The sequence below is a fragment of the Mycolicibacter heraklionensis genome (assembly GCF_019645815.1).
In the GTDB taxonomy this organism is placed as follows: domain Bacteria; phylum Actinomycetota; class Actinomycetes; order Mycobacteriales; family Mycobacteriaceae; genus Mycobacterium; species Mycobacterium heraklionense.
Genome location: NZ_CP080997.1, coordinates 3,995,981 through 4,021,241 on the forward strand (window position 1 = coordinate 3,995,981; position 25,261 = coordinate 4,021,241).

General features: G+C 64.3%; 20 protein-coding genes and 3 pseudogenes. 11 read left to right on the top strand and 12 right to left on the bottom strand.

Annotated elements, in window-relative coordinates; translation table 11 throughout:
* Window positions 1-8: 8 nt before the first annotated feature.
* The 5 genes from rplB to rpsJ are packed head-to-tail and all read right to left on the bottom strand — an operon-like array spanning window position 9 to window position 2,819.
* The gene (rplB, locus tag K3U94_RS18960) at window positions 9-845 is read right to left on the bottom strand and encodes a 50S ribosomal protein L2 (RefSeq protein WP_024440413.1); all 837 of its coding nucleotides are present in this window, start codon (window positions 843-845) and stop codon (window positions 9-11) included.
* Between the two features lie 27 nt (window positions 846-872).
* Window positions 873-1,175 carry a 50S ribosomal protein L23 gene (gene rplW / locus K3U94_RS18965; RefSeq protein WP_047318352.1) on the bottom strand — a complete coding sequence of 101 codons (303 nt, stop codon included), beginning with the start codon at window positions 1,173-1,175 and terminating at the stop codon, window positions 873-875.
* Window positions 1,175-1,831 carry a 50S ribosomal protein L4 gene (gene rplD, locus K3U94_RS18970; protein ID WP_047318351.1) on the bottom strand — a complete coding sequence of 219 codons (657 nt, stop codon included), beginning with the start codon at window positions 1,829-1,831 and terminating at the stop codon, window positions 1,175-1,177. Before rplD ends, rplW begins: the two co-directional genes overlap by 1 nt.
* Window positions 1,831-2,484 carry a 50S ribosomal protein L3 gene (gene rplC / locus K3U94_RS18975; RefSeq protein ID WP_047318350.1) on the bottom strand — a complete coding sequence of 218 codons (654 nt, stop codon included), beginning with the start codon at window positions 2,482-2,484 and terminating at the stop codon, window positions 1,831-1,833. The genes rplD and rplC overlap by 1 nt, the downstream gene beginning before the upstream one ends.
* Window positions 2,485-2,513: 29 nt before the next feature.
* Window positions 2,514-2,819, bottom strand: coding sequence for a 30S ribosomal protein S10 (gene rpsJ, locus K3U94_RS18980; RefSeq protein WP_003883485.1), 306 nt, complete (start codon window positions 2,817-2,819; stop codon window positions 2,514-2,516).
* Window positions 2,820-3,281: 462 nt separating this feature from the next.
* Between rpsJ and K3U94_RS18985 the strand changes: the two are divergent.
* Window positions 3,282-3,467 (top strand): annotated as a pseudogene (locus K3U94_RS18985) (DUF4442 domain-containing protein); the annotation flags it as partial.
* A gap of 78 nt (window positions 3,468-3,545) precedes the next feature.
* On the opposite strand, the gene K3U94_RS18990 reads toward K3U94_RS18985, so the two are convergent.
* The 3 genes from K3U94_RS18990 to K3U94_RS19000 form a co-directional block, all read right to left on the bottom strand.
* Entirely contained in the window at window positions 3,546-4,025 is a 480-nt protein-coding gene (locus K3U94_RS18990; protein WP_046301585.1) for a hotdog fold domain-containing protein, read from the bottom strand.
* A 305-nt stretch (window positions 4,026-4,330) separates the two neighbouring features.
* Window positions 4,331-5,302 (bottom strand): hypothetical protein, encoded by a 972-nt coding sequence (locus K3U94_RS18995; RefSeq protein ID WP_046301584.1) that lies wholly within the window; start codon window positions 5,300-5,302, stop codon window positions 4,331-4,333.
* Window positions 5,302-5,811: a DUF6932 family protein gene (locus K3U94_RS19000; RefSeq protein ID WP_047318349.1), complete on the bottom strand. Its 510-nt coding sequence runs from the start codon at window positions 5,809-5,811 to the stop codon at window positions 5,302-5,304. The genes K3U94_RS18995 and K3U94_RS19000 overlap by 1 nt, the downstream gene beginning before the upstream one ends.
* Window positions 5,812-6,030: 219 nt before the next feature.
* Here K3U94_RS19000 and K3U94_RS19005 point away from each other — a divergent pair, with 219 nt between their 5' ends.
* Window positions 6,031-6,222, top strand: coding sequence for a hypothetical protein (locus K3U94_RS19005; protein ID WP_131721476.1), 192 nt, complete (start codon window positions 6,031-6,033; stop codon window positions 6,220-6,222).
* A 47-nt stretch (window positions 6,223-6,269) separates the two neighbouring features.
* Here K3U94_RS19005 and K3U94_RS19010 read toward each other — a convergent pair whose 3' ends face one another.
* Window positions 6,270-6,539, bottom strand: coding sequence for a helix-turn-helix domain-containing protein (locus tag K3U94_RS19010; protein WP_046302447.1), 270 nt, complete (start codon window positions 6,537-6,539; stop codon window positions 6,270-6,272).
* 134 nt (window positions 6,540-6,673) lie between these two features.
* On the opposite strand from K3U94_RS19010, the gene K3U94_RS19015 reads away from it, so the two are divergent.
* The 4 genes and pseudogenes from K3U94_RS19015 to istB all read left to right on the top strand — a co-directional run bounded on the left by K3U94_RS19015 (window position 6,674) and on the right by istB (window position 12,057).
* The gene (locus K3U94_RS19015; protein ID WP_131721475.1) at window positions 6,674-8,206 is read left to right on the top strand and encodes a hypothetical protein; all 1,533 of its coding nucleotides are present in this window, start codon (window positions 6,674-6,676) and stop codon (window positions 8,204-8,206) included.
* A 1,186-nt stretch (window positions 8,207-9,392) separates the two neighbouring features.
* A pseudogene (locus K3U94_RS19025) lies at window positions 9,393-9,499 on the top strand (Rv2640c family ArsR-like transcriptional regulator); the annotation flags it as partial.
* Window positions 9,500-9,702: 203 nt separating this feature from the next.
* Window positions 9,703-11,243, top strand: a pseudogene (istA, locus tag K3U94_RS19030) (IS21 family transposase).
* A 58-nt stretch (window positions 11,244-11,301) separates the two neighbouring features.
* The gene (istB, locus tag K3U94_RS19035) at window positions 11,302-12,057 is read left to right on the top strand and encodes an IS21-like element helper ATPase IstB (protein WP_046301961.1); all 756 of its coding nucleotides are present in this window, start codon (window positions 11,302-11,304) and stop codon (window positions 12,055-12,057) included.
* A 997-nt stretch (window positions 12,058-13,054) separates the two neighbouring features.
* Here the strand turns inward: istB and K3U94_RS19040 are convergent.
* The gene (locus K3U94_RS19040) at window positions 13,055-13,714 is read right to left on the bottom strand and encodes a TetR/AcrR family transcriptional regulator (RefSeq protein WP_046301966.1); all 660 of its coding nucleotides are present in this window, start codon (window positions 13,712-13,714) and stop codon (window positions 13,055-13,057) included.
* Window positions 13,715-13,828: 114 nt separating this feature from the next.
* Between K3U94_RS19040 and K3U94_RS19045 the strand changes: the two genes are divergently transcribed.
* From K3U94_RS19045 to K3U94_RS19065, 5 genes are all read left to right on the top strand, one after another.
* Entirely contained in the window at window positions 13,829-14,377 is a 549-nt protein-coding gene (locus K3U94_RS19045) for a PaaI family thioesterase (RefSeq protein ID WP_046301967.1), read from the top strand.
* Between the two features lie 90 nt (window positions 14,378-14,467).
* Window positions 14,468-14,902: a DUF6188 family protein gene (locus K3U94_RS19050; protein ID WP_046301962.1), complete on the top strand. Its 435-nt coding sequence runs from the start codon at window positions 14,468-14,470 to the stop codon at window positions 14,900-14,902.
* 51 nt (window positions 14,903-14,953) lie between these two features.
* Complete coding sequence (locus K3U94_RS19055; protein WP_046301963.1) at window positions 14,954-18,046, top strand: MMPL/RND family transporter; 3,093 nt, start codon at window positions 14,954-14,956, stop codon at window positions 18,044-18,046.
* A 341-nt stretch (window positions 18,047-18,387) separates the two neighbouring features.
* A complete protein-coding gene (locus K3U94_RS19060) occupies window positions 18,388-18,981 on the top strand; it encodes a recombinase family protein (protein ID WP_046301964.1) in 594 nt (197 codons plus the stop codon).
* A gap of 1,264 nt (window positions 18,982-20,245) precedes the next feature.
* Window positions 20,246-21,082 carry a hypothetical protein gene (locus K3U94_RS19065; RefSeq protein ID WP_047318347.1) on the top strand — a complete coding sequence of 279 codons (837 nt, stop codon included), beginning with the start codon at window positions 20,246-20,248 and terminating at the stop codon, window positions 21,080-21,082.
* Window positions 21,083-21,359: 277 nt separating this feature from the next.
* On the opposite strand, the gene K3U94_RS19070 is transcribed toward K3U94_RS19065, so the two are convergent.
* Complete coding sequence (locus K3U94_RS19070; protein WP_046302236.1) at window positions 21,360-24,125, bottom strand: DNA primase family protein; 2,766 nt, start codon at window positions 24,123-24,125, stop codon at window positions 21,360-21,362.
* The gene (locus K3U94_RS19075; protein WP_046302235.1) at window positions 24,125-24,436 is read right to left on the bottom strand and encodes a helix-turn-helix transcriptional regulator; all 312 of its coding nucleotides are present in this window, start codon (window positions 24,434-24,436) and stop codon (window positions 24,125-24,127) included. Before K3U94_RS19075 ends, K3U94_RS19070 begins: the two co-directional genes overlap by 1 nt.
* Window positions 24,437-25,261 lie beyond the last annotated feature (825 nt).

Sequence of the window (25,261 nt, forward strand, 5' to 3'; positions counted from 1 at the left end):
TCCGATTCCTAGCGCTTCTTGCCGGTGCGCCGGCGTCGGACGATGAGCTTGTCGCTGGGCTTGTTCGGCCGGCGGGTGCGACCCTCCGGCTTACCCCACGGGCTGACCGGGTGCCGGCCGCCGGAGGTCTTGCCCTCACCACCACCATGCGGGTGGTCCACCGGGTTCATGACGACACCACGGACGGTCGGGCGCTTGCCCTTCCACCGCATACGGCCGGCCTTACCCCAGTTGATGTTGGCCTGCTCGGCGTTGCCCACCTCGCCGACGGTGGCGCGGCAGCGCACGTCGACCCGGCGGATCTCGCCAGAAGGCATACGCAGCGAGGCGTAAGCGCCTTCCTTGCCCAGCAGCTGGATGCTGGAACCGGCGGAGCGGGCCAGCTTGGCGCCACCGCCCGGGCGCAGCTCCACCGCGTGCACCAGGGTGCCGGCGGGGATGTTGCGCAGCGGCAGGTTGTTGCCGGGCTTGATGTCGGCGTTGGCGCCCGATTCGACCACGTCGCCCTGCGACAGACCCTGCGGGGCGATGATGTAGCGCTTCTCGCCGTCCAGGTAGTGCAGCAGCGCGATCCGCGCGGTGCGGTTCGGGTCGTACTCGATGTGCGCGACCTTGGCGTTGACGCCGTCCTTGTCGTGGCGACGGAAGTCGATCACGCGGTAGGCGCGCTTGTGGCCGCCACCCTTGTGCCGGGTGGTGATCCGGCCGTGGGCGTTACGCCCGCCGTGGCCGTGCAGCGGCCGAACCAGCGACTTCTCCGGGTGAGAGCGGGTGAGCTCAGCGAAATCGGAGACGCTGGCACCGCGACGACCGGGGGTCGTCGGCTTGTACTTGCGGATTCCCATGTCAGTTAGATCTCTCTCTCACTCCGGTCAGGCCGGTGCGGCGAACAGGTCGATCGGCTTGCTGCCGGGCGCCAGGGTCACAATGGCGCGCTTGGTGTCCTTGCGCTTGCCGTAGCCGGTCCGGGACCGCTTGCGCTTACCCGGCCGGTTCGCGGTGTTCACCGACGCCACCTTGACCGCGAAGATCTTCTCGATCGCGATCTTGATCTGCGTCTTGTTCGTGTCGGGGTGCACCACGAACGTGTACACGTTGTTCTCGATCAGCCCGTAGGACTTCTCGGAGATGACCGGCGCGAGGATGATGTCGCGGGGGTCGGGGATGGTCGCCATCAGGCCGAAACCTCCTCGGTTTTGGCGGTGTGTGCCTCGATGTAGGAGTTCAGGGCCTCGACGCTGAACACCACGTCGTCGGCACGCAGCACATCGTGGGTGTTGAGCTGGTCCGGGGACAGGATGTGCACACCCGGCAGGTTGCGCACGCTCTTGGCGCCCGTCTCGTCGGCCCGGCCGATGACCACCAGCACCTGCTTGCGGTCGGTGATCGAGCCCAGGAACGTCTTGGCGTCCTTGGTCGACGGGGTCTGTCCGCTCACCAGCTCGGTGATCGCGTGGATCCGGCCGTTGCGCGCCCGGTCCGACAACGCTCCGCGCAGGGCGGCGGCGATCATCTTCTTCGGGGTGCGCTGGCTGTAGTCGCGCGGCTTGGGGCCGTGCACCACGCCACCACCGGTGAACTGCGGCGCCCGAGTCGAACCCTGACGGGCCCGGCCGGTTCCCTTCTGCCGGTAAGGCTTACGGCCACCGCCGCTGACCTCACCGCGCGTCTTGGTGGAGTGCGTACCCTGACGGGCCGCGGCCAACTGAGCGATCACCACCTGGTGCATCAGCGCAATGTTGGCGGGAGCGTCGAACAGCTCGGCGGGCAGCTCAACCGAGCCACTCTTCTTGCCGTCCGGAGTCTTGACGTCAATCTTGATGCCGGCCATTACTTCTCACCCTTTTTGATCGCGCTGCGGACCAGAACCAGCCCACCGTTGCGGCCCGGAATGGCGCCCTTGATCAACAGCACACCGTTCTCGGCGTCAACCTTGTGCACCACCAGGTTCTGGGTGGTGACCCGGTCGTTGCCCATCCGGCCCGACATCCGGGTGCCCTTGAACACCCGGCCGGGGGTCGAGCAGCCACCGATCGAACCCGGCCGGCGGTGCACGGCCTGGGCGCCGTGACCGGCGCCCTGACCGCGGAAGCCGTGCCGCTTCATGGTGCCGGCGTAGCCCTTGCCCTTGGAGGTTCCGGTGACGTCGACGTAGCTGCCGTCGGCGAAAATCTCGGCGGTCAGCTCCTGGCCGACCTCGTAGCCGGCGGCGGCGGCCTCGTCATCGAGACGCAGCTCGGCCAGATGCCGGCGCGGGTTGACCCCGGCGGCCGCGTACTGACCGCTCAGCGGCTTGTTGACCTTGCGAGGGCTGATCTCGCCGTAAGCGAGCTGGACGGCGCTGTAGCCGTCGCGCTCAGGGGTGCGGATGCGGGTGACCACATTCGGCCCGGCCTTGACGACCGTGACCGGCACGACCTTGTTGTTCTCGTCGAACACCTGTGTCATGCCCAGTTTGGTACCCAAAATACCTTTGCGTGCCATGGTTTCTTCCGAGCTCCTACTGGGATGCCTTATTGGATGTTGACGTCGACGCTGGCCGGCAGATCGATGCGCATCAAGGCGTCAACGGTCTTCGGCGTGGGATCGAGGATGTCGATCAGTCGCTTGTGGGTGCGCATCTCGAAGTGCTCCCGCGAGTCCTTGTACTTGTGCGGGGACCGGATGACGCAATACACGTTCTTCTCGGTCGGCAGCGGCACCGGGCCGACTACGGACGCACCGGTACGAGTGACCGTCTCAACGATCTTGCGCGCCGAGGCGTCAATCGCCTCGTGGTCGTAGGCCTTGAGCCTGATGCGGATCTTTTGTCCCGCCACGCTTCTGCTACCTCACTCCTGCAAAGGGGGTCCGTTTTTCGAACCCTTTGTGCCCCAGCTCGTCGCTACCTTTTCGGACCCGTGGGTCCGGTGTCGACACTGCGCTGGGCGCTGCCGCCGCTGTTTACCTGTCCTGGTCCACCGGTCCCCGCGGTCGGGCGTGTCGCCCGCACACGGCCTCGTGCACGGTGAAAAAACTCCGTGCGGCGAGAATGGGACCGGACGCGCCCGGGTGGGCGCTGGTCGTATGCCCGGCCAGGGACAACCCCGGCGCAGGCGAACCTGAATAGTATGCCCCAGATCGGGTCAGCGGCCAAATCCCCGCGGTTTAGCGAGGCTCGACGAAGGAGAGGCGACGCCGGAACCGCGGCATCAACCCAGCGACAGCGCTCCCGAGCCCTGCGGACCGCCACCCCGGAGCCGCTCCGCGGTCGACCTTACTTGCCGGTAAGGTAGGTCGACGTGACCGGATCCACCAGTACTTATCAGACATGGCGACGGCTGGCGGGCATCCCCGGCGGCACCCGGCTCTTCTCGGCCGCGGCGATGGCCCGAGTCCCCTACTTCGCCTCGGTGTTGCCGCATGTGGTCCGGATGGAGCCCGGACTGGCCGAGGTGCTGGTGCCCAAGTGGCCGTTCGTGAAGAACGTCTAGTTCTCATCACGGTCAGTTCGTTTTCCGCCGGTCGCCGCAGTTCCGGCAGCCCGGACCCGGACGGGCAGGCAACTACCGAACGGGCGTTACCCAGGTGGTGATGTCTGCGTGCACGACTTCAATACCGCCGCGATCGGTGATGCTGACCGGCACCACCAACTCGACCCCCTCGGCGATGCCCTCGAAATCCGGAGGGTCGAGTCGGGCGGTGGCCCGCAGCGAGGTGGTCGCCTTGGCCAGGTACTGGACGGTCATCGCCTTCGGAATCCAGCGGTGACTGGACGGCACGGTGGCCTCCATCAGCATCCCCATGGCAACCTCGGCGGCGTTACAAGACGCAATGGCGTGCATGGTCTTCAGATGGTTGTGCACCATCGTCCAGTTCGGGACGTCAATCTCAGCCAGACCTGGCTCCATGCTCCTGATATGCGGCAGCACGGTCGTGAAATACGGTGCGCGGGCCATGACCGCTGCGGAGAATAACCGGCTGCCGCCGGGGTAGGCAGACAGTCTCTGCCACATCCGGTAGGCAGTGCTGGGACGACCTGTCATGACGACACCCTACTGCGAAGTAAGTTCACCCGCGCGTGTGCGGTCAACACTGGCCACGAGCACAGACGAGACCCGATCCTGCAACGGAGCTGGACCGTCCACCCACCACATTCTGTATCGGCTTTTGCGCCATTCTTGTGACTTGTTGACCGCCAACTTGGCGACGGCCACAGGACAATCCAGCAGCCCACGTGTGCGCTCCGCCCATCGCTGACCTGCGCTGGGACACCAGTCGAGTGGAAATTTCACGGCTCCACACATAGCCGGGAGATGAGACGGGAGTGGTACCGGACCCACAAGGCCAGTCAGGCCGTCCCAACCGGGATGGCGGTCTGCTCGCCAAGAGACCGAATACCAGTCAGCACGCGGCTCACACGGGAACGTGTCTGGTCGCCAGGTAGATAGGATTCGACGACATCGAAGTCCGCCATGACGCGCAGCTCAGGATCGTTCATCAACCTAGTGACTTCCAGCGCGACTTTGCTCTCCATCACACCAGCAGTGAAGGCTGGCCCTTCGTCCGGCCTGAAATAGAGAGTGCCGAGAGACCAGCGAAAGCCGTCGATAGTGCCCACCCTGTGTTCCTGGCGGCGCTTCTCCTGGGCCACTTCCAGCTCAATCCGCAACCGGACCGCACCATCGTTTGTGAGTTCGAGGCCTGCTGCCCCGACCCGTCTCTGGCGGATCATCCCGCGAACCGCCCACCCACCCTGCTGAGAGGCATTGGCCACGCGTTTCAGCGCGGTCCGCGCCTTGATCGGCAGTTCGGCAATCTCCGCCGCGAGCGGTGTATCGAGGTCGGGATCGCTAGCGTGCGCGAGGATCGATGCCACCGTGCGCAACGCGTCCGAGTCGACGGTCGATGCCGCAGTCTCGTCGTCGACTGTTTGGCCGTCGGAAACCTCGGGTATCGCCACGCGCATCACCACCCGAACCGATCCCGGTGTCGTGCCCTCAATCAGCAGATTGTCGCGGTACCGTTTGCGGCCTGCGCGCGCCTTGGCGGTCTCCTTGACCGCGTCACTGATGCCACTCACGAACAGCGAGAACTGTCGTGCATTGGCGGCGTTCTTCTCGATGCCGGGACCAATCAGGTGAAGGTCCACTTCTGCCTGCTCCGGCCCGACCTCACGCTCATAGATATTGATCAAGTCGGCATCATTGCCGACGATCCCGGCACGGATCGACTCGCGCACCGCACGATCGGAGTTAGGGTCACCCGAGGAGTAGTGCAGCGCATCGAGCAGCGATGCCTCAAGCTCACGGTCGACAGCCATTACGCACTCACCTCCAAATAACCCTTACGGACACCTGGAACCACATTGTGCTGCTGATCGCGCACTGACGACCACCGAAAGTCCCAGACGCCCAGCACCTGGGGAACATCGGGCTCGATGAAGCAGTCGAGCAACCCGCCCATCGGATGCACCTTGTCGGCGTAGACGCTCGGCTGTGCGGGCAGAGTCTCCAGTAGCGTCCAATGAGGCAGAAACTCCGGCGTCATCACCTTTCCATGCTCACCCGGGGGTACGACAACCAGCACGTCCGCGTCCTCGGGCTGCTCCCACGGCTTGTGAGTCACGAACCCACCGTCGATCCAGTACCGGCACGTGCTGAACTGAGCCGAGACGAGGTCGATGTAGAGCGTGAGAGCGCGGAAGATTAACTCGCGCCGGGGACGGAACGGTGCATTCACTACAAAGGTCTCGTAGACCTCGTCGAGTGTGGCAACGTGCCGACCAACTGGCAACGTCGCATACTGCCCGCTCGTAGCTGGAATCGGCACGCGCTGCCAACCTCCTGGTTACCGCACTCCCGTGCTGTCGACCGCGTGATCCTCGCACGTCCCCGATGCTGGTAGGGCGCTTCCGACAACCTTGTGATCTATAGCGACCCGACTCGTTATGGCGTGTTCATCCACAGCGTCCGCGATCCGTTGTGAACGCACAGAAACAATTGGACTGCGCCCATCTGCATGACAACCGGGAGTGAGGTGCTGGCGAACGTGAGCGAATATCGGAGGCTCGCCGAGGAGCTTGGATACTGGCCCGCTACGACCGACCCGGAGCATCTGGCCAAGCTGCGCTCCGATAACGAACGCTTTAACCGGATGAACGCCCACGATCCCCAGGGGCTCAAGTGGTCGAAGATGGGTGCATCGGTCCCGCGCAGTGAACTAAGCGCGCCGGACACATGAAGCCCAGCAAGTCGTAGGCGCTACGGCTGGAGTTCCCGTCCACACGGTTAGAACTGCGGCACGGGCAGTTCGCTGACGAGCTCTCCGGCATCGATGTCCAGACCGGCGGCGATCTTCATGATCGTTTCTAGACGCAGGCTGCGCTGGCCCCGTTCCACTTTGCCCAGTTGCGTCCAGTGGATGCCACAACGAACAGCGGCAGCCTCCTGACTGAGGCCAAGTGCCGTGCGGCGGTCGCGGACCCGTTCGCCGAACACGCGGGTGGTCTCGTTGAGGGCTGGCTTGGGCTGGTCGTCGGACACGGTGTCCAACGACATACGGCCCGCGCGGAATCGGCCAGAGCGTAACGAGCCCATGCCTGTTGCGCACATGCGTAACCGGCCTGTAACCTCGGCCCGTAACTGGGTAGCACCTGAGAATTTCCTTGACGCCTCAAGAGGGAGACTGATTGATGACTCGCCGCAGTTCCGTGGAGCAGGGCCGACGCTCGGGCAACACCCACTCTTTCGGGAACAACGTCAGTCGCCGTCGCGCACTGGGCGGCGGCACCGCAGTGGGGGTGTTCTTGGCGTTCGGGATGACGCCACTCGCCGAGCCCGCCGCGAAGGCTGACGTCGATGACGTGATCATCGATACGGTGGCTTCGCTATTCGAGTCCTCGACCTGGACCGACCCCGACGCCCTCGACGCGGCATGGGATGCCCTGATCCTGCAGGACAACTGGGATGCCCTACTTCTGAACCTCGACGACCCCAGCTTCGGTGCAGTCCTGTTCAACGAATACTTCTATACCCCGCTGCACGCCTCCATCGACACCTGGATCAACAGCTCCGACGGGCAAGTATTCGCCAACCTCGTCAACTCGGTATCAGGCCAGTATCTGATCGGCGACGGCGCTAACGGAACCGCCGACAACCCTGACGGTGGGAACGCCGGGCTGTTGTTCGGCGACGGCGGCAACGGGTACGGCTACAGCGGCAGCGGCGGCAACGCCGGATGGTTCTTCGGTGACGGCGGCAACGCCGGGTCCGCCGAAGCAGGCGGCACCCATTCGCCGGTCACTACTTTTGCCGCCGAAAGCTCCGGTGCGATCAACGGCACCCCCGGCGTCGGTGGCAACGCCGCGTCCCTGTTCGGCAACGGCGGCAACGGCACCAACGGCGGCGACGGCCAGTTCGGCGGCAACGGCGGGGCCGGTGGCGCGGGCGGCAGTGGCGGCTTCTTGTTCGGCAACGGCGGCAATGGCGGCAACGGTGGCAATGGCGGCAACGGCACGGAACTGCACCCCGACGGCGGCAACGGCGGGGCGGGCGGTAACGGCGGCCAAGGTGGCTTCTTCTTCGGCGATGGTGGCAACGGCGGCAACGGCGGCAACGCTGGCAACGGTGGCGACTACAGGGGCCCCGGTGCCCTCCTTAACTACGCTCGCGGCGGTGACGGCGGTCTAGGCGGCAACGCCGCCTCCCTTTTCGGTAACGGCGGCAATGGTGGCGATGGCGGTGCCGGTGGTGACGGCACTGAGCTGGGTCCCCAGGGCCGCGCTGGTGGCGATGGCGGTTTCGGTGGTAGTGGCGGGCTCTTCTCCGGCAACGGTGGCAACGGTGGTGATGGCGGCGCGGGCGGTGACGCCGCGACACTGTATTTCCCCGGGGGCGATTTCCCTGGGGGCGCTGGCGGTGTTGGCGGTTCCGGCGGTAGTGGTGGGTTCTTCTCGGGCAACGGCGGCAACGGCGGCAACGGCGGCAAAGGTGGCTACGGTGGCGACTACAGCGGCCCCGGCGCCCTCCTTAACTACGCTCGCGGCGGTGACGGCGGTCTAGGCGGCAACGCCGCCTCCCTTTTCGGTGACGGCGGCAATGGTGGCGATGGCGGGGCCGGTGGCAGGGCCGGCATGGGTGCCATGGGCGGCACGAGCGGGTCCATCTCCGGTCTCCATGGCGACTGGGGAGTCTCGGGGCGGCCTGTCAGTCCGGGCCTCAGCTAGAGCGTGACCGCCGTCTCGATCCCTTAGTTCTGGACAGCCCGGGCAGGTAGGGCCGCTGTCTCGATTCTTCGTAGTTTCGAGAGACCGCCTGGCGGCGACGGTGGACGGGGCGGCAATGGCAAATCCAGGTGCCGATCGCCAGTGGCAACAGAAGATCAGCCCACGTTAGGACAACGAAGTGAAGAAAATCAGGAGTGGGGCAGCGGTTTTTGGATCAATGATTGGGCTCGGGCTGGCATGCGCACCGACCAGCCATGCTGACAAGGCACAGGCATTCGGCGACGCCAACCACGAGGTGATCTGCAACTTTGTCGGCCAAGAGCCGACCGCCCACGGCATCTGGGCCGCCATTTCAGTTCTCTTGACAGAACAAAGACCTATCTACTCTGACGGTGGCCTCAACTACCGACAGATGCAGTCGGCAGTCGGTTATGCGATCAATGGTCACTGCCCCAAGTTCAGCGCCGCCTACTCCGAGTACAGGTCTCAGTACAGGTAAACGGGGTCCGGTACGTGTGCCCCGAACAGTGAAGGATGATCATGGCGCATCGCCCCTCTTCGTTGCTCAAGTCCAGTCGGCTGAGCCACTCGGGGCCCCAAAGGGACCCGTCGTGAAGTTGCGGGAGGGCGGACGGCGGAGGCTCCAGAAGGCCACCATCGCAATGTTGCTGATCGGCCCCCTCGCAGCTGCAGCTCCGGCGACGTGCAGCACGGATGGGTGTGATGCCGGATGCTTCATGCTCGGCCCGGGAAGCTCCGAATACAACCGCTGCATGTCTGGTTGCCAACACAAGGGCTCGGCAGGCGGAACACCCAAGACAGGCCGTCCACCGACAATCACGGACCCTCAAGATATCCGCCCGGTCACCATGGAGGACGTCTACGCGCTCATCTGTAATGATCTTGGTGTCAATGGCGTATCAGTCCCGAGCGTCACCAAGATTCACTACAGGCTGATGGACGACCCCGACTATCAATACACCGCCCGTGAAGCGGGGCTCACAGTCAGCAGGGCCGTAGAAAACCTATGTCCGAAATACAGATCCGCACTGATCGAGGCGACGCGCCAGGCGTTATCTAGGTAGCAGCAGCATCCGTCTCGCCCCCACCGGCGGCGGGGTCGTCGTGGTCGGTGTATTCCTCGCGTGAGTGCAGAACCGTGTCGTTGTTGAGCAGTTGCACATCGCCGGGCCTAGTGATCTCGGATCGCCGTGGGATGAATGTCTTTCACCAAGTCCGCCCAGATGCACTGCAAGCGCTAGCACTGGGCTGGACCCCGGATGCTGCACATAACCGACTCCGAACCGAATGTCAGCGGTCACGTATTTCCCCAGGTTTGAGGGGTTGTCCGTCACGTAATTCCCCACCTGCCGTCACGTAATTCCCCACCCCGGGGTGTGTCGGGTGGGGTTGGGGTGCTGCTCAGGTTCGCTCCGTTCAGGTGCCCCGCTCCGGGGGCCTGGAAGGGGCCTGAGGTGGCAAGGAGAGCGTGGACCGTGACCGACTTCGTGGAGATGTTCCGACACTGGAACGCCGGCCGATCCCAGGTGCAGATTCATGAGGCACTGGGCATCGACCGCAAGACGATCCGCAAGTATTTGACCCCGGCGCTGGCCGAGGGGCTGATGCCAGCGCTGATGGGTCGTTCGACGAGGAGCTGTGGCGGGCGCGGATCGCGCGGTGGTTCCCTGAGCTGGTCGACCCGACCGCACGGGCACTGACCTGGCCGCTGATCGCGGTGCACCATCAGTGGATCAAAGATCAGCTTGCGGCGCCAGTGACGGTGGCCACCATCGCCCAACGGCTACGCGACGACTATCACGTCGATGTGTCGGAGTCGACGGTGCGGCGTTACATCACAACAGCTTTCGCTGAACAACGCCTCGAAGGCAAGGCCACTGTACCGCGGGGCGCTGTCGAACCCGGCAGTGAAGCCCAGATCGACTACGGCAGGCTCGGCATGTGGTTCGACCCGGAGGCGGGGCGTCGGGTGGCGGTGTGGGCGTTCGCGATGATCCTGGCGTGCTCACGGGCCCTGTTCGTCCAGCCGGTGCTGCGGATGGATCAGCACTCGTGGAACGCCTCGCACGTGGCGGCATTCGAGTTCTTTGATGGTGTTCCAGCGCGGTTGGTCTGCGACAACCTGAAAACCGGGGTGCTGCGGGCGGATCTGTATGACCCACAGATCAACCCGGCCTACGCCGAGCTCGCCGCGTTCTACGGCACCCTGATCGACCCCGCGCGGGCACGAAAGCCTAAAGACAAGCCTCGCATTGAGCGGCCGATGCCCTACATTCGGGATTCGTTCTTCGCCGGGCGGGAGTTCACCAGCCTGGAGCAGATGCAGGCCGAGGCGCTGCGGTGGTCCACCGACGTCTATGGCGTCCACAAGCACCGCGGCCTGGACGGTCAGAGGCCAGCATCGGTGTTCACCGCGGTGGAACGCGATGCACTGATGCCGTTGCCGCAGCGTCGATTTGAGTCCGTGACCTACACGGTTGGCACCCTGGCACCGGACTGTCATGTCAAGTCGGGCAAAGCGTTCTACTCAGCACCGTGGCGGTTGATGGGCCAGAAACTGCTGGTGCGCACTGCAGGTGATGTGGTGCAGATCTTCCACAGCGATGCGGTTGTGGCGACCCATGTGCTGCATCTGTCGGGCCGATCGACCAACTACGAGCACTACCCGCCGAACAAGATCGCCCATACCCTGCGCAACGTGACGTGGTGTCGCACCCAAGCCGAGCAGATCGGACCTGGTGCCGTCGCGATCGTCGCCGAACTGTCGGCGGTCAACGCCATCCACCGACTGAGGGCCATCCAGGGGATCATCCGGCTACGCGACAAATACGGTGACGCCCGCCTGGACGCGGCGTGTGCTCGCGCACTGGCGATCGACGATCCGGGCTACCGCACCGTCAAGGGGATCCTGGCCGCCGGTACCGAATACGGCGAGGAATCGCCGCGGCCTACCACCCCGGCAGTGCCGGCGTTGCTGCGCGGCCCCGCCGCCTTTGACACCGAACGTACCGCCTGACGCTTACTAGCCGCTAATCCTGCTCTGCGCCAACTCGATTCAACAAAGGACTACCGTCATGACCATTCACGACCCCAGCCTTCGTGCCGCACTCAAGACTCTCAAACTGACCGGCATGCTCGACACCCTCGATGCCCGCCTGGCCCAAACCCGCGACGGGAAACTCGGCCACCTGGAATTCCTGCAGGTGCTCTGCGAAGACGAAATCGCCCGCCGCGAGACCGCCGCCCTGGCACGGCGAATACGGCGCGCCCGCTTCGAACAAGCCAACACCTTCGAGGACTTCGACTTCGCCGTCAGCCCCAAGTTGCCCGCCGCGATGCTGCGCGATCTGGCCGCACTGCGCTGGCTCGACGCCGGCGAATCGGTGATCCTCTACGGACCCGTCGGAGTCGGCAAAACCCATGTAGCACAAGCACTCGGACACCAAGTAGCTCGACGCGGCGGCGACATCCGCTTCGTCAAATGCTCCCGAATGCTCGCCGACCTCGCCGGCGGTCACGCTGACCGCACCATCGGCCAACGCATGCGCGAATACACCCGCCCCCTGGTCCTCATCGTCGACGACTTCGCCATGCGCGAGCACACCCCCACCCAAAGCGACGACCTCTACGACCTGGTCTCCGACCGCGCCATCGCCGCCAAGCCGCTGATCCTGACCAGCAACCGCGCCCCCAAGGATTGGTACCCGCTGTTCCCCAACCCCGTCGTCGCCGAATCACTGCTCGACCGGCTGATCAACACCAGCCACCAAGTCCTCATGGACGGCCCCTCCTACCGGCCCCGCAAGCGCCCCGGAGTCACCACCACCTGACACCGACCGCCAACCCCGCTACCCTCACCACCAGCAGCTCCCAACCTGGGGAATTACGTGACGACTACCCCTGGGGAATTACGTGACCGTCGACACGAAATCTCTGCCGCCATCATCGTGACGCAGCAAGGACCAAAGACGAGGCCACAGAACTCAGCAGGCTGCGCGTTGCCCAACTGGGCATCCTCGACGACGGCCGGATTCCGCCGAGACTATTTTGAGCCCCGTGGACTTCTCGATCATCAGCACCTCACTCGGCGCGCTGGGCATCGGCTCGCTGATCACTCAGTATCTGCTGTCCAGCCGGGAGCGTCGAGAAATACGCTGAGGTGTACTCAAACACCTCGCAGAGGTTGAGGAGGCGAGATGGGCGGGCGGCCCGGATGAGGTCAACTACCGCCTGTTCCGGAAATCTCTTCATGAATTAGAGACTGCGGCTCTTGTTGCACATCTCCCCCAGCGAGCAGTGCACCACTACATTGTATTCGCGCAGGCGGCCCGGTCAGCCACTCAGGAATTCGCCGATACACATGGCTACGACGAAGAAGTCGGCCCAGTATTGTTCAACCCCCTGGGCGAGGTGGTCACGACCTCGGCGCAGGTCGTAACCCGGCTAGCCTGATCTCCGCTGTTGGGCAGAGTCGGACTGTCTTGGCGACTCAAAAAGCTACGTGAACGAGCCACAACATGCGATACCGACGCGTTGGGCTACATCACCGGCGCACAAAGGTTATTCGGCGACCTGTAGGGTCTCGTGCTGCGTGTCGTGTGCCGGGCGAATGACCTGGTGATATGCCGAGGCTCTCCGTTAGTGTCAGCTGGTTTCTGCCTCAGATCCCTGTCATTTCCACACTGAGTCTGTTTTCCATGCTGCCCGTGGACGTCTGGCCTGGTGTTGAGTTCGGTGTTTCAGATCACCTTGCAATCTGGTTGATGGCGTTGCCGTTCGATGTGGGCAGATCCTTGCTTGCCTATTTTCGGTCGAACGGAATCACTTCTAGTCGATAGGTTTCAGGCGTAGGGATTGAGTCTGCGTTCGTTGGTGCGCGGCCAGGAAGTCGTCGACGATGCGGGCGCAGTCGTGTGCGGTGATGGATCGCAGGCCGGTCATTCGTGCGAACGCGAGTGGTCCGATGAGCTGGCACAGCGCAAGATCCGGGTCCAGGCCGTCGAACTCAGCAGCGGCCTCAATGTCTTGCAGGATGGCGTCGAAGGGCTGCCGGTATTGGTTGATGACCCGCGCTCGCAGCGCCTGCGGGGCATGTTCGGTGCTGGCGTGATCGATTGTGGTCGGGCCCAGGGCGAGCCAGGCCAACATGGTGATGTGGGCTGGGGCGTCGGCGAACAGCGCGGCCTGCCGGGTGAGCAGTTCGATGAGCCGTTCGCGCAGTGTCCCACTGGCCGGCGCGGGCGGGGTCACTTGAGGTAAGAGTCGCTCGAAGGTGGCCGCGAGCAACTGCGATGAGCTGCCGAAATGGCGGTAGAGGGTGGTGCGGGCCACCTTGGAAGCTTTGGTGACTGCCTCGATGGTGACGGCTTCGATGCCACCGCTGCTGAGCAGCGCGGTCGCGGCGTCGAGCAAGCGGTTGCGCGACCGGGTCCGGCGGGGGTCGATATCGTCGTCATCAGGGGCCGGCGGTACCTGCTCGCTGCTCACACCCACTCACCTCGCTGCATTCCAGATTCCCGACCAATTGTGCGCGCCCCCGCGCGTAGCGCGTACCGTACCAACAGTAGCGCAGCGAAACTATGTGTACCGAAGGTGTCGTTGATGGCTGATCACTTACCGCATCAAGACGTCGCGTCCGGCCGCACGGACGCGGCACGGCCCGAGTTGCTGCCCGCACATACCCCAACGTGTATGGGTTGCGGGCCGCAGAATCCGCACGGTCTGCAGCTGGTGGCTTACCGCAGCGGCGACACGGTGTACGCGGACGTGACCTTCGACGAACGCCACATCGGGGCGCCCGGTCTGGCGCACGGCGGGGCGATCGCCGCCGCCTGCGACGACGTACTGGGGTTCGCGCTGTGGATTGCCGGCGCGCCCGCTGTGACACGCAGCCTGACCGTCGAGTATCTCCAGCCGGTCGTGCTGCATCGATCCCACCGCATCACCGCGCGCATCGCCTCCCGGGAAGGCCGCGTGCTGGACATCGGCGCGACCGGCACCGACCCCGAGGGGCTCACCCGATTCACCGCAAGAGCGGTGTTTGTCGTGGTCGCCGTCGATCACTTCGCCGCCTATGGAGATGTAGCCGCGTTCGAACATCTTCTTCGGCTGCTCGGGGACACCGGGGCGCCGAGCGATCCGGGGTCCTGACCCGAAGCCCATAACGATATTGTTAGTAGCGCAGCGCTACTTGTCGTACCATTTCAGTGCAGACCGGTTGGGCGTCGACGGAGGTGCGTGATGTACGCCACGTGGATCGAAGGTTGCACCGTGCAGCGGATGTCGTTGCAGGGTGATCTGGTGTTGAGCTTCGATGACGCCAACGAGGTGGTCATCAGTTGCCTGCTGTGGCTTGCGCTGCCCGCTAGCGGTGAGTTTCCGGCCGAGGAAGTGCTCATCGATCCGCGTGAGGTCGCCGCCCACCAACGTCCGCTACTGGATCTGGCGGGTGCCGTGTGCACGAAGGCATGCCACGACGATTCCGGTCGGCTGCACCTGAGCTTCTCCAACGGCCTGCGTATCGAAGTCAGTGCCCATGAGCGCGCCACCGCCTGGGAGCTCTACGGCAAACACCACGGTTACATGGCGTGCCTGCCGCACGGCAGGGTCAAGGTGGTCCGTCATGACATCCCCGACGACGAGGACGACGATTCCGGTGCAACGACCCCCAACTAAGGATCGTCGTCGTCGACGGCCAGGCCCTTGTGGCCAGTGCCAGCAACTTGTATGGGCGCAGGCACGGTGAGTGTCGACAACCCCGGCGGTGCGGGCACAGTAACCATGCCCCGCCGGCCCCGCAACGGCGTGGCCGATCCGGGCGAATCCAGTGAGTACAGCAGCCGGCTAGCGGCACTGGCCGGGTTCACGGTGCGCCATAAAGCACTGGTCATCGGCGGCTGGATCGCCGTCGCCATGCTGCTGGCGCTGGTGTTCCCGCAGCTGGAAACCGTGGTCCGGCAGCAGTCGGTGAACCTGATTCCCCGCGACGCGACGTCGTTTCAGACCGTGGACCGGATGAGCGCGGCCTTCGGGGAACAGGGCTCCAAAACGATGCTGGTCGTGGCGATGGAAGACCCCGACGGCTTCACCGCGCCGGTGCGCAACCGCTATGAGCAGTTGGTGGTGCAGCTGCGCGCCGATAGCGACCATGTCTTGCTGGTTCAAGATCTGCTCGCCGACCCGGTCACTGCGGCGCATGCGACCAGCTCGGACGGCAAAGCCTGGTATCTGCCGGTGGGTGTGGCCGGCACCCTGGGTGACCCCAAGGCTGCCGAATCCGTCCAAGCCGTGCGCGACATCGCCGCCGGCGTATTCGCCGGTTCACCGACGATCGTGCACGTGACGGGCCCGGCGGCAACCTTCAACGACCAGATCGCCGCCGCCGAACACGACCTGCTGCTGATCTCGATCGCCACCGCCGCGCTGATCGCACTAATCCTGCTGATCGTCTACCGGTCGGTGTTCACCGCCTTGCTGCCCCTGCTGGTGATCGGGGTCAGCCTGGCCGTCGGCCGTGGTGTGCTGTCTGCCCTCGGCGAAAGCGGCATGCCCGTCTCGCAGTTCACCGTGGCGTTCATGACGGTGATCCTGCTCGGCGCGGGCACCGACTACACGGTGTTTTTGATCAGCCGGTACCACGAACAGCGCCGCGCACACGTACCCGCCGATCAGGCCGTCATTCATGCCACCGCCAGCATCGGGCGCGTCATCCTGGCCTCGGCGGCCACCGTTGCGCTGGCCTTTTTTGCCATGGTCTTCGCCCGCCTCAGCGTTTTCGCTGGGCTCGGTCCGGCCTGCGCGGTCGCCGTGCTGGTCGGATTCCTGGCCACTGTCACCTTGCTGCCGCCGGTGCTGGCGCTGGCCGCCCGCCGTGGAATCGGCGAGCCGAAATCCGATCGAACCCGCCGCTACTGGAACAGTGTGGCTGTCGCGGTGGTCCGCCGGCCGGTGCCGCTGTTGGCCGCGAGCCTAGTCATCCTCGTGGCCCTCGCGGCGGTCGCGACCACGATGAAGATCAGCTACGACGACCGCAAAGGCCAGCCCGCCACCACTGCCAGCAACCAGGGTTACCAACTGCTGGATCGCCACTTCCCCAAAGACGTCGTCATCACCGAATTTCTCGTCGTGGAAAACCCCGACGATATGCGCACCAGCAAAGGGCTGGCCGACCTCGACGAGATGGCCTCCCGAGTCGCCCAAGTACCCGGGGTCACCAAAGTCGTCGGCATAACCCGCCCTACCGGCACCCGCCTCGAACAAGCCCAACTGTCCTGGCAGAACAGGCAGATCGGCGACAAGATGGCCGACGCCGTGTCCGACGGCGACGCCCGAAAAGGCGACCTCGCCCAACTCACCGACGGCGCCGATCAACTCGCCGGTGGCCTGGCCCAGCTCGATGCCGCCCTGCACGCCATCTTGACCCCGCTGTCGGGCGTACTGGCCCGCGCCCAATCCGGTGACACCCTGCTGTGGTCATCTCGACCGTTGCTGCAAGAACTTTCGGCCACCGCACCCACCATCGACCAAGCCATCCAGTCCGGCCCCGGACTACGGACACGGGCGGGTCAAGCCGAAACCGCCCTCGCCGTGCTGGCCCCTCTCGTCGATGGCCTCAACAGTTCGGGATGGTGTGCCACCACGCCGCAATGCGCGCAAATCCGTGACCAGGTCCAGATCCTGGTGAGCTTGCGCGATAACGGATTCTTCACCGAAGTCGCCACCCTCGGCGACCGCTACAACCCCGACACCGACGCCACCATTGCCGGCACCCTCTCCGACATCCAAACCGCCGCCGCAGCGCTCGACAGGGCCTTCGGAGCCCCAGGGGCTCCTGCGGATGATCCGGCCGGCACCATCGGACGGCTTCAAGGCGGCATCAGCCAACTCGCCGCCGGGGCGCAGGCGCTGGCCGCCGGTGTGCACGCCCTAGCCGACAGCAACATCGAAATGCTGGCTCGGATGGGCCAGGTCGCCGCCCAACTGCAGAACTCGGCCCGCGCCAGCGCCGACTCCGACGCGGCGAGCGGTTTCTACCTGCCCAGCAGCGCCTTCGACAATCGTCAATTCACCGACGTCGCCAAACAGTTCATCTCACCCGATGGCAAAACCGCCCGCTTTGTCGTCGAATCCAACTACGACCCCTACAGCGCGCAAGCGATCACACTCGCCCACCAGATCGTCGAAACCGCCGACGCCGCCCGCCCGAACACCACCCTGGCCAACGCCACTATCGCCGTTGCCGGGTTTCCCGCCGTCAACTCCGACATCCAGCGGCTGCTGTCGGCTGACTTCACTCAAATGGCCATCAGCACCCTGGTCATCGTCGGACTCATCCTCGTCCTGCTTTTGCGCGCCCTGCTCGCCCCGCTGTACCTGCTGGGGACGGTCGTGCTGAACTACCTCGCCTCATTGGGCATCGGCGTCCTGGTCTTCCAATGGGGACTCGGCTACGAAATCGCGTGGCCCGTGCCGTTGCTGGCGTTCATCATCCTGGTAGCCGTCGGCGCCGACTACAACATGCTGCTCGTCTCACGGTTGCGGGAGGAATCCAGACACAACATTCGCGTCGGGGTACTGCGCACCGTCGCCCGCACCGGTTCGGTCATCACCTCGGCCGGAATCATCTTCGCCGCCAGCATGTTCGGACTGATGTTCGGGTCCATCGCGATCATGATCCAAGTCGGCCTCGTCATCGGCTGCGGGCTCCTGCTCGACACATTCCTCGTTCGCACCCTCACCGTCCCCGCCATCGCCACACTCCTCGGCGAAGCCAGCTGGTGGCCCCAACACAACCGACGATCAACAACCACACACCGATAACTCCACAACCAGCTGGGACAGGCGGACATCACGCCGGGCTTCAGCGAGCCGCCGCTCACGCCATCAGTGCAACCAACATTCGTCCCCCACACATGCATCTACATGACATGACACCACCGCTGAGAAAATGACATCAGCGGTGGGCCCAACACGACCTTCCAGCGCCCTTGGGAGATTCCTGATCCGACATGAACTCGCCCTAGTCGAACCGTCTCGATTCTTTAGTTCCGAGACGCCCCCACGGACCGATCCCTCCCACCGCGTATTCACAGGTGAAAATTCTCGAAAGTTGTCTCGTATCAGAACAGTGACTGACGGACTTTCGAGATACGATAATGGGCATGACCGTCGTAACCGCCCAGACCACCGGCCAGCTGTTGGGCTACGCCCGGGTGTCCACCGGGCACCAGTCCCTGGATGCCCAGGCTGACGCGCTCACCGCCGCCGGTGTCGATGCAGACCGCGTCTACAGCGACAAGCTAACCGGCACGTCGACCAAGGAGCAGCGCACCGGCCTGGCCGGACTGCTGAACTACGCCCGGCCCGGTGACACAATCGTGGTCGTCGGGATCGACCGGCTGGGCCGCAGCGCCGCCGAGGTCATGTTGACCATCAAGGACCTTCTGGACAGTGAGGTGGTCATCCGGTCGCTGCGCGAAGGGGTGGACAGCTCCACTCCCACAGGCAGGGCTGTCCTGGGCATCATGGCCAGCCTCGCCGAGCTGGAGCTGGAGCTGGGTCGAGAGCGTCGAGATGCGGCTAAGGCTGCGCGCAAGGCCCGCAACTTACCCATCGGACGGCCTCGGGCGCTGTCCCCCGACCAGATCGCGCTGGCCGAGCGGATGCGTGCCGCAGGCGAGCCGGTGCCCGAGATCGCCAAAACCCTCGGTGTCAGCCGCCCCACGATGTACCGACTGCTGGCCGAAAAGGGCTAACTTGCCCCTGCCAGGCACTGAGGACCCCGCAACGGTCTGCAGCTACCGGGCCACCTCAGGCGCGGGTGTCATCTAGGTCATCGACCGTTGCTGGGATTGCCGGTTCGCCAGTCGGGTCTAGCCGAACACGCGCCAGGTAGTTGCCACCAGGTCCGGGCGCGCCTGCAGTCGCAGGTCTCAGCGCAGCTAGATCGAGAAGGTTCGGTATCCCTTCCACCTCGCCCCAGGCCCATCCGCAAGCCGCGTCAGGGTGCAGTGCCATCGCCCGCCGGATATCTTCGATATGCCGTTGGTGTTCCGCAGTCACGGTGAAGGCATCGGCGACTATCCACACACGCAGGCCCGAGCTGAGTGTCATTCGGCCTACGTCCCCGATGACGTTGTTGATCGCCAATCCAGCATCAGGTTCCCCGAGGAGTACGTAGAACCGGAGATGCTCCGGCGGTGTCGGGGCCGGAAACCATAGAATCGGGCCGCCATCACTTGGGCGACGCTCATTGAACGGGGCCGTGAAAGTGATGGCGGGAGTTAGGATTGCCGCCGCAAGTCTCCAGCCCGGCCACCGGTCGGCAGGAACATCCCAACGGGCCAAAACTCGGTCGGAGCCCTCTGGCAGATGGCGGGCGGCGGCTTGGGTCGTCAATGCCATGCGCCACCTTCTCGGGTGAAGGCTCAGCTTCATATCCTTCATCATCGAACGCGTCCCGATGTAGATGTCGTCGCTGTTTTTCGCCCCAGTCACAACCCAGGTCAGCGAACGGCGGCCATCAGGACACCCGGCTGCCCAGCGGATCGTGCCAGGACCTTCTAGGTAGATGGGGTCAGGCGGTATCAGCACTCGGCCGAGTATGCCTGCAGGCGGCGACAGAATTGATCAGGTTGCGTCGTCAGACTGCGGGCCGCCGTCGGCGGGGTGGGGCAACTTCCCGGGTATCCCGAGTTCGACCCCAGGGAGCAGACTGCGTCCATAGTGCAGACCCAACGGCAGGCCTAGAACCACGCCAACCTGATCGGGAGGATCGCCGACTTGTTGCGCGGTCCATATCAGCCAACAAGAGCGGCGACATGGCATGGCCTCCTGGGCCAAGAACTTTACGCACCTGATGGACCAGCGGACGGCCGTGCGCACCTTCGGTAGCGCACAGTGAGTTGCTGGCAGGATAATCCGAATGCCGGTCTGTCAGCACGATTCTGCGATAACCCCGCGCCTTCCAGAACGTCACCGGCGGGCATCCCTCATCCGGCTCGTGGATCGGGTCAGCTGATGTCTGAGGTCGCCGCCGAACAGATCGAACAAAAATGGCGGGAGTACGCAGAAGCGGTCGAAGCGTTGGCGGCGCGGGTCGGGGACCCTGACGACTTTCCGGTGGAGTCAAGCAGTTCGTTGGCGGGGGACGACGCCAAGTCTCACCCGTTTGAGGTCAGCCTTGCGTTGCGTCACATCATCAATGCCTCCGTTGACCAGCTGCACGGTGTGAAGGTGGTGGTGAGGGACGCCAACTACCAGCACCTGGCGGTGAGTAACACTCTTGTCCGGGCAGCCTTGGAGAACACCGCGACTGGACTGTGGATCTTGGGCCCCAAAGCCCGACCTGAACGGATCGAGCGTGCACTGCGCTGGCATGCTAGGAACTATCACGACTTCGCGAATTATGTGACTTCTTCGGGCTCTTCGGCAGCGGACATGTTGAAACGCAATGCTGGCAATCTGGATCTGATCGGCGATGTCGCGGAACGTTTGGGGATCAACGCGAAACGCGCCAAGTCGGGGTTTAAGGTCACCGAGCCGATTAAGGGTGGCGCGCAGTACACCGACTTGCCGGTGTACAGCGATTGGCAGATCACGTCAGGGTTCGCGCATGGGCGACCGTGGGCACATCACGGGTTCTTACACCGCGAGCAGGTCGACAGCGGCGCGGACGGTCACCCCGTCTATCGGATGACCGCACGCAAGGACATCACGCTCTACTTCGCCGTGCAGGCATTGCACCTTTTGGGCGAGCTTCTTCGGTTGCGAGATCGACGTGCCGGTCTGGCGATGCCGCCACGGCCGGACGGACTGCCAGACCATGAACCGAAAGCGCGACAGCCACGCGGCTGATCCCCAGCGAGCCCTGGGCCACCCGGGACTTCGTTAGCTGCGTGCGGGGCTGGCCGCTGTTGCCGCGCACGGGCGCAGGGGCCGCCGTCCCCACGACGCCACGTCTTAACAGGCCCCAGAGATCAATGACGTTGTGGGAGCCAGGTATCGGACTAGCCGCCGGGTAGTTGGTATGCAAGGGGCGCAAGGATGAAATTGGCCGTCGCTCATACGAGGTCCAATGTAAAGGATCTCCAATTTCATCCTTGCATCCCTTGCACTTCCACCATCCCGCTGGTCAGGACCGTTTTGCCCGCTCCGCCCACCCCTCCTCTACAGCTTCTCCACCCTCGTCGACCCGGAAGCCGACCCCGAGCATCGCCATGGTCCGCTTCGGTAGCGGAGCGCCCGTAGGTTGGCCGGAGACCCTGCTCGGTCTCCGAGACAACCCCTCCCGGCTAGTGGAGACCTGGCCCTTGCGCACCCCAGCCTTGTCAACATCCTCGTGACCGAGGAACCGTGAGGTGAACGTCTGCGCGGTCCACTGCCGATGCTTCGCGTCCGCCGACCAGGAGGTGAAGTCGTCGAACAAATCCCCCGTCGGCACCCACTGCTGTGGGTCGAAGACCAGGCGTTCAGTGATGTAGCGGAGCATCACGTCCGACTGTTCACGCCACTGAGCCGTGGCCTCGGTGACGCTTCTCGGGTCTGCTGACATGGCCATGTCATTGGCATACCAGCGCCGTGCACCTTCGACCAGCCAGGCCAGCACGGCCTGCTGCTGCTCCGTCCCGCCCTCGACCCTTCCCCGCAGGCCCGGATCTCCCAACCGGTCGTCGGGCCCCAGCCTCTCCCCCGCCTTGCGGTAGGTGTACGGAAAATCCAACATCACCAGCCGCCGCCACGTTCCGTGGTCCGACTCGTCGACCTTCGGAAAGTAATTCGTCGTGATGACCGCACTGTGAGTCGGCTTCCAGGAGACCGAGTCCTTGCCGATATGGCGAGCGGTCATCTCGCCGGTGCCTTGGATGTCCTTGAGGCGTTTAACGTTGATGTGCTGGTCGGGGAACTCCTCCATGACGGCCAGCCTGGCCCCACAAAGCTTCATCATCTCGGTGGGATGATCACTCGGCCTGGCCAGCAAAATCCGCTCGGGCATGGACACCATGTAGTCGCCGCCGAGTGCACCCCGGACGCCGTCAACGATCGTGGTCTTCCCATTCGATCCGCCGCCCTTCAGGACGAGCAGCCTGTCGTCCGGCACCGGGTGGCCCGTTATGCCCTGACCTAGCCGTTCCTGTAGCCAGACTTCACACTCGGCGTCCGGCAGGGCCTCCAATGCCTTATCCCAGTCCTCGTGCACCGCGTAGGGCACATAGTCGACGTCGATGACCTTCGTCAGGTACAGCTCGCGGCCGTGCGGACTCAGCTCACCGGTGCGCAGGTCAACCACGCCGTTGCCTACGTTGAGCAGGTCCGGATGATCATCGAAGCGGATCGACTGTGACTCTTTCGCGCTGACCATCCTTGCCACCCCGGCGAGACCCTCGATGCGGCTCCTGGACAGCAGCCCGGAGATCTTCTGCAGCCGGTTGTGGTCGGCACCGGCGAGCGCGCCACCCCGATGCAGCTCTATCAGTGCACTACGGACCTCGTCAGCGACGATCGGGTCCTTAGTCCGCGTCCACCGCCGCCCGTCATAGTGCATCCATCCGAACTCGGCGGTCCACTGGTAGTCCTGCAAGCTCTCCCGATAGATGCGCTCACCTAGATAAGCGTCCTCCAGCCGATCAGTGGTGTCGATCTCCCCGCTGTCGGACCGCTGAACGTCGACGCTCTCGGCCCAGTACTCGGAGTCGGTCTGCCCTGCGTCTCTGTCCCGACCTCCGCACTCTCGCAGGGCTTCCTCGTCACTCTTGGCTTCTGCCCTGCGGATGGCCTCTTGCAACTCGGGCGCTCCCTCGTCGACCCGAAGCTCTCGGCCCAAGTCATCAACCGTGAACCTGCCCAGGACGACATCCCGGCCGCGCCCGTAGTCGCTCTCGGTGATCCGCCCGCACCGGTGAGCGCAGGCCAACCGGATGAAGCAGCTCAACATCCAGTGATGACGACCATTGACCGCCTCGGTCTTCCAGCCCTCGATCATCGACAGGACGTACGGGTGGGTGAGCATCCCGTAGCGCCAGTCTCCGGCCTTACCCGCGACGGTCGCGCCGTCACCGCTGCCGGGTCTACTCTTCGGGGCCTCAGCCGGGATACCAGCCTCATCCAGGGCGTTCTCCACCCACTCCAGCGTGAGCGGTTCAGGTATGCCCAGCGGGGACTCCACCAGCTCAACCAGGCCCGGCTGGTCTGGCCGCTTTCTGTTGTATGACCCCGGCCAACGCAGGACCCGACTCATGTCGCTGACGTTGTCGACCTTGACACCATGCCGTGCTGCGACGTGGTCCACCAGCCGCTGGAACCGCCGCAGCCCGTTCTGCGCCCGCTCTCTGGCCGCGTTATCCTTCCACGGCTCCTCGGGGTTGAGCTTGAATCGCCAGGCGGGGTCGCCCACGTCGAGCAACCAATACGGGTGCAGTCCACCGCTGCCGGAGTCCACCAGCGCGATGGGGTTGGCCCCCAACATCTCGCTGACCTCCTTGACGATCATTAAGGCCTGGTCGACATCAACGCAGGCACCGTCCTTGCCGACGTCAAGGTCCGCCCAGAGCGCGACGCACCGGGTCACGTCTTCCGCCCTCCCCCGTCCACCGCGCACATGCCTACCGATGGGGTTGACCCCGAACCAGACGTTTGCGTCATTGATGTGTTCGGCAGCAACCCGGGCAGCGTCACTACCGCTGGTCAGTTGGGCCATGAAGTTGCGGTCGGGGCGCTGCCAGCACACGCTGACGTGCTCGTCCTGCCGGATGCCAAGCAGCTCCAAAAGCGGGGCACCTGAACCACCGACGACACTAGCGGCCATCACATCGAGTACGTCATGCTCATCCTGGTCGTTAGGCTGGCGGTTCTCCTCGGTGACCCCGTCGCGCTCCTCGCCGGGGTTGCTGTTCTCCACCATCAGCCGATCACCTCAGCGCTGCGAACAGCCCCAGAATCGATGCCCTCGGCGCGCGGGGCATGCCGGACCTGGCCTTCGGGTACGGCCGACGCCTTACCGTGAGCTTCTGAGATGACTTTTTGGCATATGGCTTCCTGGGCGCGGATAAAGTCCTCGACGGCGGAGCGCCGGTAGCAGACCTTGCCCGCAATCATCAGGTGCGGCGGCCAGGAACGACCTTCCTTGCGCTTGCGGCGCTCCGTGCTGTCGGAGACGCCGAGCCATTCCAGTAAGACCTGTCGGCTGATGATGTTGCATTGGGTGTCGCTCATCGTGATCCTCCGTCGGCCTGCGGTGGCCGTAACCGGATGGAGGCTTTGACCCCATCTACGCCTTGTGACCGACTCGGAACGTGTTTGACAGGGTCTGAATGCGAACGCCCGATCGCTGCACGATGCGCTCAACTTGGTGACTCGAAGCCCAACGGCAGGTCGGGTCTCGTTACGAAAAACAAGCCAGGCGGTCGAACTTGCTCACGCCGGAACCCTCGCCCCCGAGGTCCTGTGCGGGTGCTACCCAAACAATTGAGCGCCGAATCCGCCACGCGCACGCGGGGCACCGTAGCCGGGCCTCCTGATCGATGGTGGTGAGAATCACCGGCACTCGACACCACCCTCAGCCTCCCTGCGACAGAAGTCCGACAATCCGTTGGCGGACTTGCGTAGTCATCGGGGGAGCCTTATCTAGGGCATCCTCGATGGCCTTGACAAGGCGTTCCTCCTGCATAAGCCGCCGAGCGTCTACCAGCTCTGGGTCATCGCCAGGCCGGGAGCGAGTCAGCGCAGCATAGCGCGCTCGATGTCGCTGAAAGTCCCTGGCAGACAAGGGTTTCTCCTGGAAAGATGAAGAGAGAGAACGCAATGACTTTTTGCGTGCCGGTCTCATCTCAGCGCCCGGTTACTCAACGTCCGGGCGGTCCGCCGCAGCCCCGCTGCACTTGTCAGCCTTGGCGTGACCCCTTCAAGCTTGCTGCCCAGTGTAAGCAGCTTCCGGCCGTCGCAGCAACCCCGATAATCTCGCTAAAACATCTACTGCCAGCGTATTTAACCTCTATAGGTCGACTATAGCAACGCTATAGGACGGCTGAATTCCGTTTG